Raw genomic sequence first — 13,287 nt, 5'->3', positions numbered from 1 at the left:
CGTGGACGTGCCCCGGCTCAAGCAGAGCTGGTCGTTGGTGGCCGCGCACGGCGACCAGGTGCCGCTCTACTTCTATTCCACGCTGTTCCTGGCGTATCCGGAGACCCGGCAGATGTTCCCGACCAACATGGCGGGGCAGCGGGACCGGTTGGTGACCGCGCTTGGTCACATCGTGTCCCAGGTGGACCAGTTGGACCGGCTGGTGGGTTTCCTGCAGGATCTCGGCGTCGACCACCGCAAGTTCGCCGTGCGGGCGGAGCATTATCCGGCGGTGGGGGAGGCGTTGCTGGCGACGCTGCGGCATTTTCTCGCCGACCAGTGGACCGACGAGTTGGCGCAGGACTGGGCGGCGGCGTACGGGCTGGTGGCGAAGGTGATGACCGAGGCGGCGCAGGCCGCTGAGTCGGTGAGTCCACCGTGGTGGGCGGCGGAGGTGGTGGGGCACGAGCGGCGGGCGTTCGACGTGGCGGTGTTGACGTTGCGTCCGCAGTATCTGCTGCCGTTCACCGCGGGCCAGTCGATCGGGGTGTCGCATCCGGCGGTGCGGGCGTGGCGGTACTACTCCCCGGCGAATGCGCCGCGTGCGGACGGCACGGTGGAGTTGCACGTGCGGGCGGCTCCGGGGGGCGCGGTGTCGTCGCGGCTGGTGTACGGGTGCGCGGTGGGTGACCAGGTGCATCTGGCCGCTCCGGTGGGTGACGGGTTGACGTTGGGTCCGGCTGGTTCGGCGGATCTGCTGCTGTTGGCCGGTGGTACCGGTTGGGCGCCGTTGAAGGCGTTGGTGGAGCAGGTGGCCGCGGAGGGTTCCCGACGTCGCGTCGATGTGTATCTGGGTGCGCGTTCGCGGAGCGAGTTCTACGACGGTGACGCGGTGGAGAAGTTGGTTTCCTCCCACCCGTGGCTGACCGTGACGCAGGTGGCGGGGTTGGACCTGAACCGGCCGGGGGAGTTCGTGTTTCCGGTGGACCGGGCGCTGGCCGATGGTGACTGGCGGTCCCGGCATGTGTACGTGTGTGGTTCCGATGACATGGTGTCGCACACGGTGGCGACCCTGACTCGGTCCGGCTTCCATGCCGGGCAGGTGCATCACGAGGGTCTGGGTAGGCACTGGTACGGCGCTTCGTGGCGGACGGCGGCGGGTGGTCCCGCCATCTCTGACGATTCCGGAGGTGCCCGGTGAGTGAGCCTCGTGGCCGCGAGTGGCGGGCCGGTACGGTGAGCACAGCCCCGGTGGGCAGGTACGACGGTGGGCAGGTCGCCGGTGGTGTGCAGGTGCGGATGACCGCCGACCGGGTGCGTCGGTGGGAGTTCGGGTCGTCGTCGTTCGGGCGGCGTGGTTACGACCACACCGACGTGGATCGGTTCCGGATGCAGGTGGCCGATGAGTTGGATCTGCTGTCGACACAGGTGGCGAATCTGCGGGCGGAGAACGAGCGGCTCAACGATCATGTGGAGTTGCACCGGCACGGGGTGATCCCGAGTGCCGAGTCGGCGGTGAAGGTGCCGGCGGCCAAGGAGGTGAATCTGCTGTCGGCGGCGCAGCGGGAGGCCGAGCAGATCATCGCTCAGGCGCACGACTACGCGCGGCGGGTCGCCGAGTACGCCCGTACCCAGTACGAGAGCTATGTGCGGGCGGCGGTGGAGGAGGCCCGTCAGGAGGCGGAGCGGGCGGTGCAGGACTACCACGCGACGGCGGGTCCGACGTTCGATGATGGGGTGGCCGCGCGGGAGGCGTTGCGGATCTACGGCGAGATGATGATTTCGCACATGCAGGCGGCGGCCCGGCATCTCGACGACGGCAGTGCGCAGTTGGCTCGGACCGTGGAGCGGTTCGGTGCGCAGCCGGCGGCGGCGGGGGCGGCGCGGTCGTTGCCTCGGCACCAGCAGCGTTGACGCTGGGGTTGTCGGCGCGGGTGTCGCGTGGCCAGCGACGAACGCCACCGACGGTGGCGTTCGTCGCTGTCGGCGGGGCTGGGGCACGATGGGTGGGTGCAGGAGCTGATCGAGCCGCTGGCGGACCTGGTGACCGGCGGTGGGGTGGTGGTGCTCAGTGGCGCCGGGTTGTCCACCGAGTCGGGCATTCCCGACTATCGGGGGCCCAGTGGTGTCGCTCGTCGGCACACTCCGATGACGTATCAGACGTTTCTGGGTGATCCGGTGGCACGTCGGCGGTACTGGGCGCGCAGCCATCTGGGGTGGCGGTTGATCGCCCGGGCGGTGCCCAACGACGGGCATCGGGCGGTGGCTCGCCTGCAGCAGGGTGGGCTGGTGAGCGGCGTCATCACGCAGAACGTCGACGGGTTGCATGCGGCGGCCGGTAGTCCTGCGGTGACGGAGTTGCACGGGCGGCTCGACGAGGTGGTGTGCCTGGGGTGCCGGGGTCGGATGTCTCGGGCGGAGTTGGACGAGCGGCTGCGGGCGGCCAATCCCGGGTTCGGTGGGCAGTCAGTGGCGGTCAACCCTGACGGTGACGTGGAGCTCGCTGAGGAGCAGGTGGCGGCGTTTCGTACGGTCGACTGTGTGTCCTGCGGCGGGTTGCTCAAGCCCGACGTGGTCTTCTTCGGTGAGACGGTGCCGGCGGCGCGGGTGCAGTCGTGTTTCGCGCTGGTGGAGCGGGCCCGGTTGCTGTTGGTGTTGGGGTCGTCGTTGACGGTGATGTCGGGGCGCCGGTTCGTGGTGCGGGCGGCGAAGCGGGGCGTGCCGGTGGTGATCGTCAACCAGGGGCCGACCCGCGGTGACGGGTACGCGTGTCTGCGGGTGGAGGCGGCGTTGGGGCGGCTGTTGCCGGCGTTGGCCGACCGGCTGCTCGACGAGCGGCCGGCGGTGGTGGCCAGCCCGGTGGGTGCCTGACCTGTCCCAGGTCAGGGGCTTCGGTGCGGGTCATCGGGCACGCTGGTAGCGTTGATCGCGCCGGTAACACCGACGTGGGAGAGACCGCCTGGCGAGACGGGGCGGCGCCGAAGGGGCAAATCCTCCCCGGAACCTCTCAGGCAGAAGGACCGCGTCGGGTCAGGCACTGTGGAGCGCCCGTGGGGTGCGACAGAGGGGGAGGGCCGACCTGTCGACCCCCCCGCCCCGCGCAGGAGTGCCCATGACCGCAGAACAGTTCGCCGACCGTCACATCGGTCCCGGCCCGGACGACGAGCGCCGGATGTTGGACGCCGTCGGGTACGCCTCGATCGACGAGTTGATGGACGCGGCGATTCCCGAGGTGATCCGCTGGCACGGCCGGCTTGATCTGCCGCCGCCGGCCACTGAGCCGGAGGCGCTGGCGGAGTTGCGGGCGTTGGCGGCCCGCAACACGGTGGCCGTTTCCATGATCGGGTTGGGGTATCACGGTACCCACACTCCGGCGGTGATCCGCCGCAACGTGTTCGAGAATCCGGCGTGGTACACGGCGTACACGCCGTATCAGCCGGAGATCAGCCAGGGCCGGCTGGAGGCGCTGCTGAACTTCCAGACCATGGTGTCGGATCTGACCGGGTTGGTCACCGCGAACGCGTCGATGCTCGACGAGGGCACCGCGGCTGCGGAGGCGATGACGTTGGCCCGGCGGGCGTCGAAGCACGGCAGCCGGGTGTATGTGGTCGACGCGGACGCGTTGCCGCAGACCATCGCGGTGATCGTCGGGCGGGCGGAGCCGCTCGGCATCGAGGTGCGGGTGCTGGATCTGGACGTGGAGCCGTTGCCGGCGGAGTTCTTCGGTCTGCATCTGCAGTATCCGGGGGCGTCCGGGGCGGTGCGGGACCATGCGCCGCTGGTCGAGGCCGCGCACGCGGTGGGCGCGTTGGTGACGGTGGCGGCGGACCTGTTGGCCTTGGCGTTGCTGCGGCCGCCGGGGGAGATCGGTGCGGACATCGCCGCCGGCACCACCCAGCGGTTCGGGGTGCCGATGGGCTTCGGTGGGCCGCACGCCGGTTATCTGGCGGTGCGGGCGGGTCTGGAGCGGATGCTGCCGGGCCGGCTGGTCGGGGTGTCCCGGGACGCGGCCGGCGCCGCGGCGTACCGGTTGGCGCTGCAGACCCGTGAGCAGCACATCCGGCGGGAGAAGGCGACCAGTAACATCTGCACCGCGCAGGTGCTGCTGGCGGTGATGGCCGGCATGTACGCCGTCTACCACGGCCCGGACGGGCTGCGGGAGATCGCGGCCCGTACCCACCGGTTGGCGGCCCGGTTGGCGGCCGGGTTGCGTGCCGGTGGAGTCGATGTCGCGGATGTGGCGTTCTTCGACACGGTGACGGCGCGGGTGCCCGGTCGGGCCGCCGAGGTGGTCGCTGAGGCGCGGCGGCGTGGGGTGAATCTGCGGCTGGTCGACGCCGACCGGGTCGGTGTCTCCTGCGACGAGACCACCACGGTCGAGCAGTTGGCGGTGGTGTGGGCGGCGTTCGGTGTCGACGGGGTCAACGGTGAGGTGCCTGAGGCGTTGCCGGCCGGGTTGGCCCGCACCAGCGATTTCCTCACCCATCCGGTGTTCCGGGCGCACCGCTCGGAGACGGCGATGCTGCGGTATCTGCGTCGGTTGGCGGACGTCGACTACGCCCTGGACCGGGGCATGATCCCGTTGGGGTCGTGCACGATGAAGCTCAACGCCACCACGGAGATGGAGCCGGTGAGCTGGGCCGAGTTCGCGCACATCCATCCGTTGGCGCCGGCGGAGCAGACCGCCGGTTACCGGGAGCTGGTCGGCCAGTTGGAGGGGTGGCTGGCCGAGGTCACCGGCTACGACGCGGTGAGTGTGCAGCCCAACGCCGGTTCGCAGGGGGAGTTGGCGGGGCTGCTGGCGATTCGGGCGTGGCACCGTAGTCGGGGTGAGCGGCACCGTGACGTGTGTCTGATTCCGTCGTCGGCGCACGGCACCAACGCGGCCAGCGCGGTGATGGCCGGCATGCGGGTGGTGGTGGTCGGCTGTGACGATGACGGCAATGTCGATCTGGTGGACCTGGACGCGAAGATCGACGCGCATCGGGACACCCTGGCGGCGATCATGGTGACGTACCCGTCGACCCACGGGGTGTACGAGACGGGTATCGCGTCGCTGTGCGCGAAGGTCCACGACGCGGGTGGCCAGGTGTACGTCGACGGGGCGAACCTCAACGCGTTGGTCGGGTTCGCCCGGCCGGGCCGGTTCGGGGCGGACGTGTCGCACCTGAACCTGCACAAGACGTTCTGCATTCCGCACGGTGGCGGTGGGCCGGGGGTGGGGCCGGTGGCGGTGCGGTCGCATCTGGCGCCGTTCCTGCCGGGTGATCCGGCCGGTGCGCCGGTCGACGGGCGGCCGGCGATCGCGGCGGCCCGGTACGGTTCAGCGGGGATTCTGCCGATTCCGTGGGCGTACCTGCGGATGATGGGTGCTGACGGGTTGGCGCGGGCGACCGGGGTGGCGGTGCTGGCGGCGAACTATGTGGCGGCGCGGCTGCGGGAGCACTTCCCGGTGTTGTACGCGGGCAACAAGGGTCTCGTCGCCCACGAGTGCATCCTGGATCTGCGGCCGGTGACGAAGGCGACCGGGGTGAGCGTCGACGACGTGGCCAAGCGGCTCATCGACTACGGGTTCCACGCGCCGACGATGTCGTTCCCGGTGGCGGGGACGTTGATGGTGGAGCCGACCGAGAGTGAGGACCTGGCCGAGCTGGACCGGTTCTGCGACGCGATGATCGCCATCCGGGCGGAGATCGACAAGGTGGGTTCGGGTGAGTGGCCGGCCGGGGACAATCCGTTGGCCAACGCGCCGCACACGGCGGCGATGGTCGGCGGTGACGACTGGCCGCACCCGTACCCGAGGTCGGTGGGTGCCTGGCCGGCCGGGGTGAGCCGGGTGGGGAAGTACTGGCCGCCGGTGCGTCGGGTCGACGGCGGGTATGGCGATCGGAACCTGGTCTGCTCGTGCCCGTCACCGCAGGCGTACGAGAGCTGACCGGGTCCGGTACCGCGCCGACCTGGTCGTGGCGGTCCCTGACCGGGGGACTAGCCTGGGTCGGCGCGGGAAGCGTCGTGACGGATCGTGATGGGGTGTCAGGCGGCGAGCGCGTGTCGGGCGGGGCCGCGGTGCGGTGCGATGCTGCTGCCGTCGGGCAGCAGCTCGCCGGTGTCCTCGAAGACGATGACTCCGTTGCAGAGCAGGCTCCAGCCCTGTTCACGGAAGCAGGCGATGACCCTGGCGGCTTCCCGGTCGGTGGCTTCGGCGGAGGGACAGGTGGGTTGGTGCTGGCACATCGGGTTCTCCGGACTGTGGGGGCACTGTGTCATGGTTCACATGACCAGTGACGCACAGTACCAAGCGGAAGCGCGCCGCATCGAGCAGATGTGCGCGTGGTGAGCGGGAAATCCGCTGAACGGATGAGCATGAACCGCCCAGACGTCGTGGAAGCGCTCCCACGGATGGTTGTCGATCCGCCCTCGGTGCCCGCCTCGTGCCGCGGCCGGCTCACCGAACGGGCCCGCTGGCACTGGCGACCCGCCGACGGCGGCGACCCGGCCGCCTACGCCGAGGAGTTCCTCGCCGACCACGGCCTGCACCTGGCGGACCTGAGCCGCCCCGCACGCCGCCACCACCCCCACGACATCTGCGGCGCCGCCCTCTACCTCTCCGCCGCCGCCGGAGCCGTCCTCGCCGGCGGCGCACCCGGCGCACCCAACCCCGCCGACCTGCCCGAGGTGGCCGTCGTCGTCTACGGCCACACCGACACCACCACCCCCGGCCACCCCGGCCCACCACCGCCCTTCCGGCCCGACGCCTGGACCGAGAGCTGGAGCCCCCGCCAGCACGCCGACGCGGTCACCGCGATCCGCCACGCCATCGGGCGCGGCGAGGTCTACCAGGTCAACCTCGTCGGCCATGCCCGCGCCACCTACACCGGCGACCCACTGCCCGCCCTGGCCCGTCTCGGCCGGCTGCCCGGCGCCCGCTACGGCGGTGTGCTCACCGGGCCCGGCTGGGCCATCGGCTGCGCCAGCCCGGAAACCCTGATCGAAGTACGCGACGGCACCCTCACCACCCGACCGATCAAGGGCACCCGCCCGGCCACCACCGCCGGCCGCGCCGACCTGCTCGCCTCGGCCAAGGAACGCGCCGAACACATCATGATCGTCGACCTGGAACGCAACGACCTGGCCCGCGTCGCCCGCACCGGCAGCGTCCGCGTCGACGACCTGTTCGCCGTACGACGCTGGTGTGACCTGTGGCAGGCCGAATCCACCATCCGCGCCGACGTCGCCGACGGACTCGGCCTGGCCGACCTGCTCCGCGCCGTGTGCCCCGGCGGCTCGGTCACCGGCGCCCCGAAGCTGGCCGCCCTGGACCACATCGCCGCGCTGGAACCCGTCGGCCGGGGCGCCGGCATGGGCGCCCTCGGCTGGGTCGGCCCCGGCCACCTCGACCTCGGCCTGACCATCCGCACCGCCGCCGTCGACGGCAACGCCGTGCACGTGTGGGCCGGCGGCGGCATCACCTGGGACAGCGACCCCGCCGCCGAGGTCGCCGAAGCGGCAGCCAAGACCACCCCGGTGCGCGCCGCCCTCACCTGACGACCCGCCAGCCGGCCAGCGACCCCACACCACCGACCGATAATCTTGCCGACATGACGATGCGGGACATCCGAATCATCGGCGACCCAGTGCTACGCACCCCCAGCGAAGCGATCACCAGCTTCGACGCAGACCTACGCGCCCTGGTCACCGACCTGATGGACACCCTGCTCGGCGCGCCCGGCCGCGCCGGCGTCGCCGCCCCGCAGATCGGCGTCAACGCCCAGGTCTTCGTCTACGACGCCGACGGCCACCGCGGCCACATGATCAACCCCACGTTGGAGTTGTCCGACGAACTCCAGGACGACGACGAGGGCTGCCTGTCCATCCCCGGTCTCTACTTCCCGACACCGCGCGCCCTGCACGCCACCGCCCACGGCTTCGACCAGCACGGCGAACCCCTGACCATCGCCGGCAGCGGCTTCCTCGCCCGCGCCCTGCAACACGAAACCGACCACCTGCACGGCCGCCTCTACGTCGACATCCTGCGCGGCGAGGTCCGACGCCGCGCCCTGCGGGAGATACGCGCCGGACGCTTCGACTCACCCCGCCGCTGACGCCATCCACTGCTGCCGGGTGATCTCGTACTCCACCTCACCCTGCTCGGCGCCGGGCAGCGGATCCGGCCACGACTGGTGAAAGGTACGCACGTAGCGCATCCCCACCGCCGCCATCGTCGCCCGCGACGCCTCGTTCACCGCCATCGTCTCGGCGAAGACCCGCCGCAACCCCAGGTCGACGAAACCGTGCCGGATCAACTCCCGGGCCCCCTCGCTGGCCAAGCCCCGCCGCCACCACCGGCGCGCCAACCGGTAACCCAACTCCGCCTGCCCGGCCACCGGCCCCTGGTCGGCACGTCGCGGCGGCTCCAGCAGCCACCAGCCGACGAACTCCCCATCGACCAGGCCGGCCCAGAACCCCAACCCCGGCGCCTGCCCGGCCACCGCCAACCGTCGCCGATGAGCCTCACGCACCTGCTCAGCCGAGCGCACCGGCCCCAGGAAACGCATCACCTCCGGATCGGCGTCCAACTCGATCTCACCGGCCAGATGCTCATCCGCCAACGGCGCCAGCACGAGCCGGGCGGTACGCAACCTCACCTGCATCATCCCCGCATCCTGCCCACCGCCACCCCGCCGACGCGACCGAGAATCCCCGCCGTCAGCGGCCGGCAGCGCTCAGAACGCACCGGCATCCGCCCACCCTCAGCCGGCCAGCCACTGGTCGTAGCCGAGCTTCGCCACCAACGCCAACACCACCAGCAGCAGCACCACCCGCACGAACCCGGAACCGCGCCGCAACGCCATCCGCGCCCCCACCACCGCACCCGCGATGTTGCACACCGCCATCGCCGCACCGAGCAGCCACCACACATGCCCGGTCGCCGCGAACACCGCCAACGCACCGGCGTTCGTGCCCGCGTTGACCACCTTCGCCATCGCCGAACCATGCAGGAAATCCGCACCCACCAGCGCGGTGAACGCCAACACCAGGAACGTGCCCGTACCTGGGCCGATCAACCCGTCGTAGGTGGCGATGCCCACCCCGGCCACCAACACCGCCACCGCCACCCGCACCCGGGTGCGCCGCTGCGGCACCGCCAACACCCCCAACCGGGGACGCAGCAGCACGAACAGCGCCACCGACACCAGCACCACCAGCAGCACCGGCCGGTACGCCGAGGGCGGCACCGCCCCGGCCACCGCCGCACCCAGCCCCGCGCACACCACCGCCAGCGCCGCCGCCGGACCCGCCACCATCCAGTCGATCTTCGTGCGGCGGGCGAACGTCACCGCCGCCGTCGACGTGCCAGCGATCGCCGCCAACTTGTTCGTGCCCAACGCCGTCGCCGGGGGCATCCCCGGCGCCGCCACCAGCAACGCCGGCAGCAGCAGCAACCCGCCACCACCCACCACCGCGTCCACCCAGCCCGCCAGGGCAGCAGCGGTCAGCAGGATCATCACGGTCGTCGGGTCCAACTCCACGACCAGGCATTCTTCCCACCCACAGCCACCCCACGCCGCCGGCTGTGGCCAGCCTCACCGACCCCGGCGACGCCGCACCCAGAGCCCGGCCGCGGCAACCACCACGAACACCAGCATCGAACAGCACAACGCTCGCAGCATCGGGCAACTGTCCCACGCCGTCGCTATGGTGACAGCGTGCGCCTGGCCACGTTCAACCTGCTGCACGGCCGATCCCTCACCGACGGCCTGGTCGATCCGGCCCGGCTGACCGCCGCCGTCGCCACCCTCGACGCCGACATCCTGGCCCTGCAAGAGGTCGACCGCGACCAGTCCCGCAGCGGCAACCTCGACCTCACCGCCATCGCCGCCCAGGCCCTCGGCGCACCCGAGCACCGCTTCGCCGCCGCCGTCGTCGGCACCCCCGGCGAGGCGTTCCGCCCCCTCACCCACGACGACGACGGCCACGGCGAACCCTGCTACGGCGTCGGCCTGATCTCCCGCCACCCGGTCGTCAGCTGGCGCGTCACCCGACTACACCCCGCCCCGGTACGCTCCCCGGTCTACGTGCCCGGCCCCGGCGGTGGCCTCATCCTGCTCCGCGACGAACCCCGGGTCGTCCTCGCCGCCGTGCTGGACACCCCGCACGGCCGGCTCACCGTCGCCGCCACCCACCTGTCCTTCGTCGCCGGCTGGAACGTCCGCCAACTGCGCCAGGTCATCCGCGCCCTACGCGCCCTGCCCGCCCCCCGCATCCTGCTCGGCGACCTGAACCTGCCGGCCTGGGCCACCCGCGCCGTCTCCGGCTGGCACCTGCTGGCCCGCCGACCGACCTACCCGGCCGCCCAGCCCCGCGTCCAACTCGACCACATCCTCGCCGACCGGCACGGCCTCGACCAGCTACCCACGGTCACCGACGTGCACACCCCACGCTCGACCATCTCCGACCACCGGCCCCTGGTCGTCGACCTCGGCTAGCTAGTGCGGTGTCCAGGAACGTTGGCGGTGTCGCGGCGAGGTCCAGGCGGCGATCCGGCAAGGCGGAATCGGGCCTGGATACCGGTGTTGTATCCAGGCCCGATTCCAACGCCGCCGGTCGTCGGCTGGGCCCGGTGCGGCCCGGTGAACGCTTCTGGCCACCGCACTAGAACACCTGAAGATTGCCGGTGCGCTGAACCCGTGCCTCACCCAGGCGCAGCAGCGCCGAGGCCGCCAGGAACAACCCGACGGTCAGCACCACCAGCCACCCCAGCGCACCCGCCAGGTCGCCGAGGTCCGCGCGATCAAGCAGCGCCCCACGCAGCACCACCAAACTGCTGGTCAGCGGAAAAGCCACCCCAACCGCCTTGATCCACACTGGTAGGGCGAACAGGGGCAGCCGCACCCCGGCGACGAACCACAGCGGATCGTCCAGCAGCGTGTACAGGAACGCCGAATCCCGAGAAAAGATCAACAGGCTGTTGAGGAACGCGCCCCAGGCCACCGCGGGCACCACCAGCGCCAACGCCGCCACCACGTACATGCCGGGATGGGCGACGTCCAACACGTCGGCGGCGGTCGCCGCGGCCACCGCGAAGCAGCCGAACAACCAGGCGTTCTGCGTCAGTGCCGCAGCACCATTACCGATCACCAACGCCATCCGGTTGGCGGGGGAGAGGAACAACGCCTCCAGGGTGCCGCTCACCCGCTCGAACGAAAAATGCCAGGCCGACTGCACCAGAGAGAAGAAGAACGTGTACGCCAGCGCCCCAGCGGCGAGAAACGCCAACAACCGACGCGGATCGGCCGCCACCGGCCACCGCTGCGACGCCGTCGCGGACTCCATCACCGGCAGCACCGTGTAGTAGGTGGCGGCCAGGGTGAGCAGCGGCCACAGCAGCATGGAGAACAACACCAGCGGCTGCCCGAACAGCCGCCGGTGCTGCTTGAGCGCCTCGGCCGCGACGACCCGCAGAGCGTGACTCACCGCGCCATCACCGCCGGATCGGTCAAGGTGAGGATCGCGTCCTCCAGAGTCGGTGGGGTGACCGTCAACCCGACGATCGTCGCGCCCCGCTGGACCACCGCCGTGACCACCACCCCCACCAGATCCTCCGGGTGACGCAGCGCGAACCGTGGCCGCCCCCCGTCGTCCACGTCGACGATCAGCTCCGCGTCGTGCCGCGCGGCCAGCGCACGCAGCGCAGCCGTGACCGCCGGGTCGGCCACGCTCAGCACGAGCCGTACGGTGTGCCGGCGCACCGTCTGGCCCGCCAACTGCGCCGGACTGCCCTGGGCCACCAGTGACCCTCGGGCGATGAGATACACGTGCCGACACAGCTGTTCCACCTCGGCGAGGTAGTGAGAGGTCAGCAGCACCCCGACCCCGTCGGCGGCCAGTTGGGCGATCAACGCCCGCAACTGGTGGGCGATCGGCGCGTCCAGACCCAGGGTCGGTTCGTCCAGCAGCAGGTACGCCGGATCGTTGATCAGACCCCGGGCGATGACCAGCCGCTGACGCATGCCCCGCGAGTACCGCTCCACCGGCAGCTGCGCCGCCTCGGTCAGCCCCACCAGGTCGAGCAGCTCACCGACACGGGTACGCAGCCGGGCACGCGGCACGTCGTACAACTGACCGAAATACCACAGGTTCTCCCGGGCGGTCAGCCGGTCGTACACCATCCGCTCACCACCGGAGATCACGTTGATTCGTCGGCGCACCTCACGCGCGTGATCGACCACGTCCAATCCGTCCACGGTCACGGTGCCGCCGGTGGGCCGCAGCAGAGTGGACAGGATCCGGATGGTGGTGGTCTTACCGGCACCGTTGAGCCCCAGCAGGCCGGTCACCTGACCGGGCGGGACCCGCAACGAAAGCCCGTCGACCGCCGCCACCGGCGCGACGTGCCGGCGACGCCAGCCCTGCCAGCGCCGCGCCGGGAAGGTCTTACGCAGGTCGGTGGTGACGATGCCAGTGCTCATGCGCGCGCGCTCCGATGCAGGGCCCGCCGCTCGGCGGGCGGCAGAATGGACAGTCCCACCAGCAGGTACGCCCCGCCCAGCACGAGACAGACGGCGAAGGCGGGCCAGGGATCGACGTCGGCACCGGGCAGGGTGGCCGCCCGCAGCACCCGCAGCGCCCAGGTGACCGGCAGCGCCTCCCCGAGCCATCGGGCCGCCGCCGGCAGATAACTGGTGGGGAAGGTGAACCCGCACAGCAGCGCCATCGCGGTGAACAGGGTGTTCTGGGTGATGTGCGCCTCACCAGCGGCCAACATGAGCGCACTCAACGGCACCGACATGCCGACCACCGCCACGGTCGCCGCCACCATCGCGGCCAGCAACACCAGCGGATCGGGCACACTCAGCCGCACCCCCAGCGCGCTGGCCACGGCGACCAGCACCGTCACCTCCACCGCGGTGGTGCTCAACGCCTGCGCGGTCACCCCCACCAGGTACGGCAGGCGCCGCGCCGGAGTGAGCAACTGGCTCTCCAGAGTGCCCTCGCGGTACTCGGTGATCTGCGCCTTCGCCACCCACAGCACCATGCGGGTGACGAAGGTCAGCGCGGCGGCGCCGACGGTGACGTAGCCGAGGTAGTCGGCGCTGCCGGTGGCCGCCGTGAAGCTGGCCCCGACGCGACCGCCCCCGATGGCCCGGTACGCCAACAGCGACACCCCGATGGTGAGCACACCGGTGGCCAGGGTGCCGACGAAGTACGTCCACGGGTACGCGCGCAGCGTGATGCGCCAGTTGCGCACGAAGGTGGCCCCCATGACCGACACGTCACACCCCCAGTGAGTTCCCAAAGGGAACTTAC

General features: G+C 71.2%; 13 protein-coding genes and 1 riboswitch. Of the genes, 7 read left to right on the top strand and 6 right to left on the bottom strand.

All coding sequences use genetic code 11. From position 1 onward, the window contains the following. The first annotated feature begins 1 nt into the window (after nt 1). From Vlu01_RS07585 to gcvP, 4 genes are all read left to right on the top strand, one after another. A complete protein-coding gene (locus tag Vlu01_RS07585) occupies nt 2-1,180 on the top strand; it encodes a globin domain-containing protein (RefSeq protein WP_203995849.1) in 1,179 nt (392 codons plus the stop codon). After that, nucleotides 1,177-1,893, top strand: a complete 717-nt coding sequence (locus Vlu01_RS07580) for a DivIVA domain-containing protein (RefSeq protein WP_239095765.1) — start codon at nt 1,177-1,179, stop codon at nt 1,891-1,893. The genes Vlu01_RS07585 and Vlu01_RS07580 overlap by 4 nt, the downstream gene beginning before the upstream one ends. 96 nt (nt 1,894-1,989) lie before the next feature. Next, nucleotides 1,990-2,850: an NAD-dependent protein deacetylase gene (locus tag Vlu01_RS07575; RefSeq protein WP_239095764.1), complete on the top strand. Its 861-nt coding sequence runs from the start codon at nt 1,990-1,992 to the stop codon at nt 2,848-2,850. Between the two features lie 65 nt (nt 2,851-2,915). After that, a riboswitch (glycine riboswitch) is annotated at nt 2,916-3,012 on the top strand. A gap of 79 nt (nt 3,013-3,091) precedes the next feature. Continuing rightward, on the top strand, nt 3,092-5,914 hold the full coding sequence (gene gcvP / locus Vlu01_RS07570; RefSeq protein ID WP_203995847.1) for an aminomethyl-transferring glycine dehydrogenase: 2,823 nt from the start codon (nt 3,092-3,094) through the stop codon (nt 5,912-5,914). Nucleotides 5,915-6,012: 98 nt separating this feature from the next. On the opposite strand, the gene Vlu01_RS07565 is transcribed toward gcvP, so the two are convergent. Then, the gene (locus Vlu01_RS07565; protein WP_093402410.1) at nt 6,013-6,213 is read right to left on the bottom strand and encodes a DUF5999 family protein; all 201 of its coding nucleotides are present in this window, start codon (nt 6,211-6,213) and stop codon (nt 6,013-6,015) included. Between the two features lie 96 nt (nt 6,214-6,309). Between Vlu01_RS07565 and Vlu01_RS07560 the strand changes: the two genes are divergently transcribed. Both Vlu01_RS07560 and def read left to right on the top strand, forming a co-directional pair. Continuing rightward, nucleotides 6,310-7,524, top strand: coding sequence for a chorismate-binding protein (locus tag Vlu01_RS07560; RefSeq protein WP_203995845.1), 1,215 nt, complete (start codon nt 6,310-6,312; stop codon nt 7,522-7,524). Nucleotides 7,525-7,577: 53 nt separating this feature from the next. Further along, complete coding sequence (gene def / locus Vlu01_RS07555; RefSeq protein WP_203995841.1) at nt 7,578-8,081, top strand: peptide deformylase; 504 nt, start codon at nt 7,578-7,580, stop codon at nt 8,079-8,081. On the opposite strand, the gene Vlu01_RS07550 is transcribed toward def, so the two are convergent. Then, the gene (locus Vlu01_RS07550) at nt 8,067-8,633 is read right to left on the bottom strand and encodes a GNAT family N-acetyltransferase (protein ID WP_203995839.1); all 567 of its coding nucleotides are present in this window, start codon (nt 8,631-8,633) and stop codon (nt 8,067-8,069) included. The two genes, def and Vlu01_RS07550, sit on opposite strands and share 15 nt — an antisense overlap. A gap of 96 nt (nt 8,634-8,729) precedes the next feature. Continuing rightward, on the bottom strand, nt 8,730-9,485 hold the full coding sequence (locus Vlu01_RS07545) for a sulfite exporter TauE/SafE family protein (RefSeq protein ID WP_203996019.1): 756 nt from the start codon (nt 9,483-9,485) through the stop codon (nt 8,730-8,732). A 201-nt stretch (nt 9,486-9,686) separates the two neighbouring features. Here Vlu01_RS07545 and Vlu01_RS07540 point away from each other — a divergent pair, with 201 nt between their 5' ends. Continuing rightward, entirely contained in the window at nt 9,687-10,466 is a 780-nt protein-coding gene (locus Vlu01_RS07540) for an endonuclease/exonuclease/phosphatase family protein (RefSeq protein WP_203995837.1), read from the top strand. A gap of 166 nt (nt 10,467-10,632) precedes the next feature. On the opposite strand, the gene Vlu01_RS07535 is transcribed toward Vlu01_RS07540, so the two are convergent. From Vlu01_RS07535 to Vlu01_RS07525, 3 genes are read right to left on the bottom strand one after another with little or no spacing between them, the layout of a single operon-like run. After that, nucleotides 10,633-11,454: an ABC transporter permease gene (locus Vlu01_RS07535; RefSeq protein ID WP_203995829.1), complete on the bottom strand. Its 822-nt coding sequence runs from the start codon at nt 11,452-11,454 to the stop codon at nt 10,633-10,635. Next, nucleotides 11,451-12,449 (bottom strand): ABC transporter ATP-binding protein, encoded by a 999-nt coding sequence (locus Vlu01_RS07530; RefSeq protein WP_203995827.1) that lies wholly within the window; start codon nt 12,447-12,449, stop codon nt 11,451-11,453. The genes Vlu01_RS07535 and Vlu01_RS07530 overlap by 4 nt, the downstream gene beginning before the upstream one ends. Next, complete coding sequence (locus tag Vlu01_RS07525) at nt 12,446-13,243, bottom strand: ABC transporter permease (protein WP_239095763.1); 798 nt, start codon at nt 13,241-13,243, stop codon at nt 12,446-12,448. Before Vlu01_RS07525 ends, Vlu01_RS07530 begins: the two co-directional genes overlap by 4 nt. Nucleotides 13,244-13,287: the final 44 nt, after the last annotated feature.

It is taken from the genome of Micromonospora lutea (assembly GCF_016863535.1).
GTDB lineage: Bacteria > Actinomycetota > Actinomycetes > Mycobacteriales > Micromonosporaceae > Micromonospora > Micromonospora lutea.
Note: the sequence above shows the minus strand (reverse complement) of the source record. Positions and strands in the feature narration are given on the sequence as shown.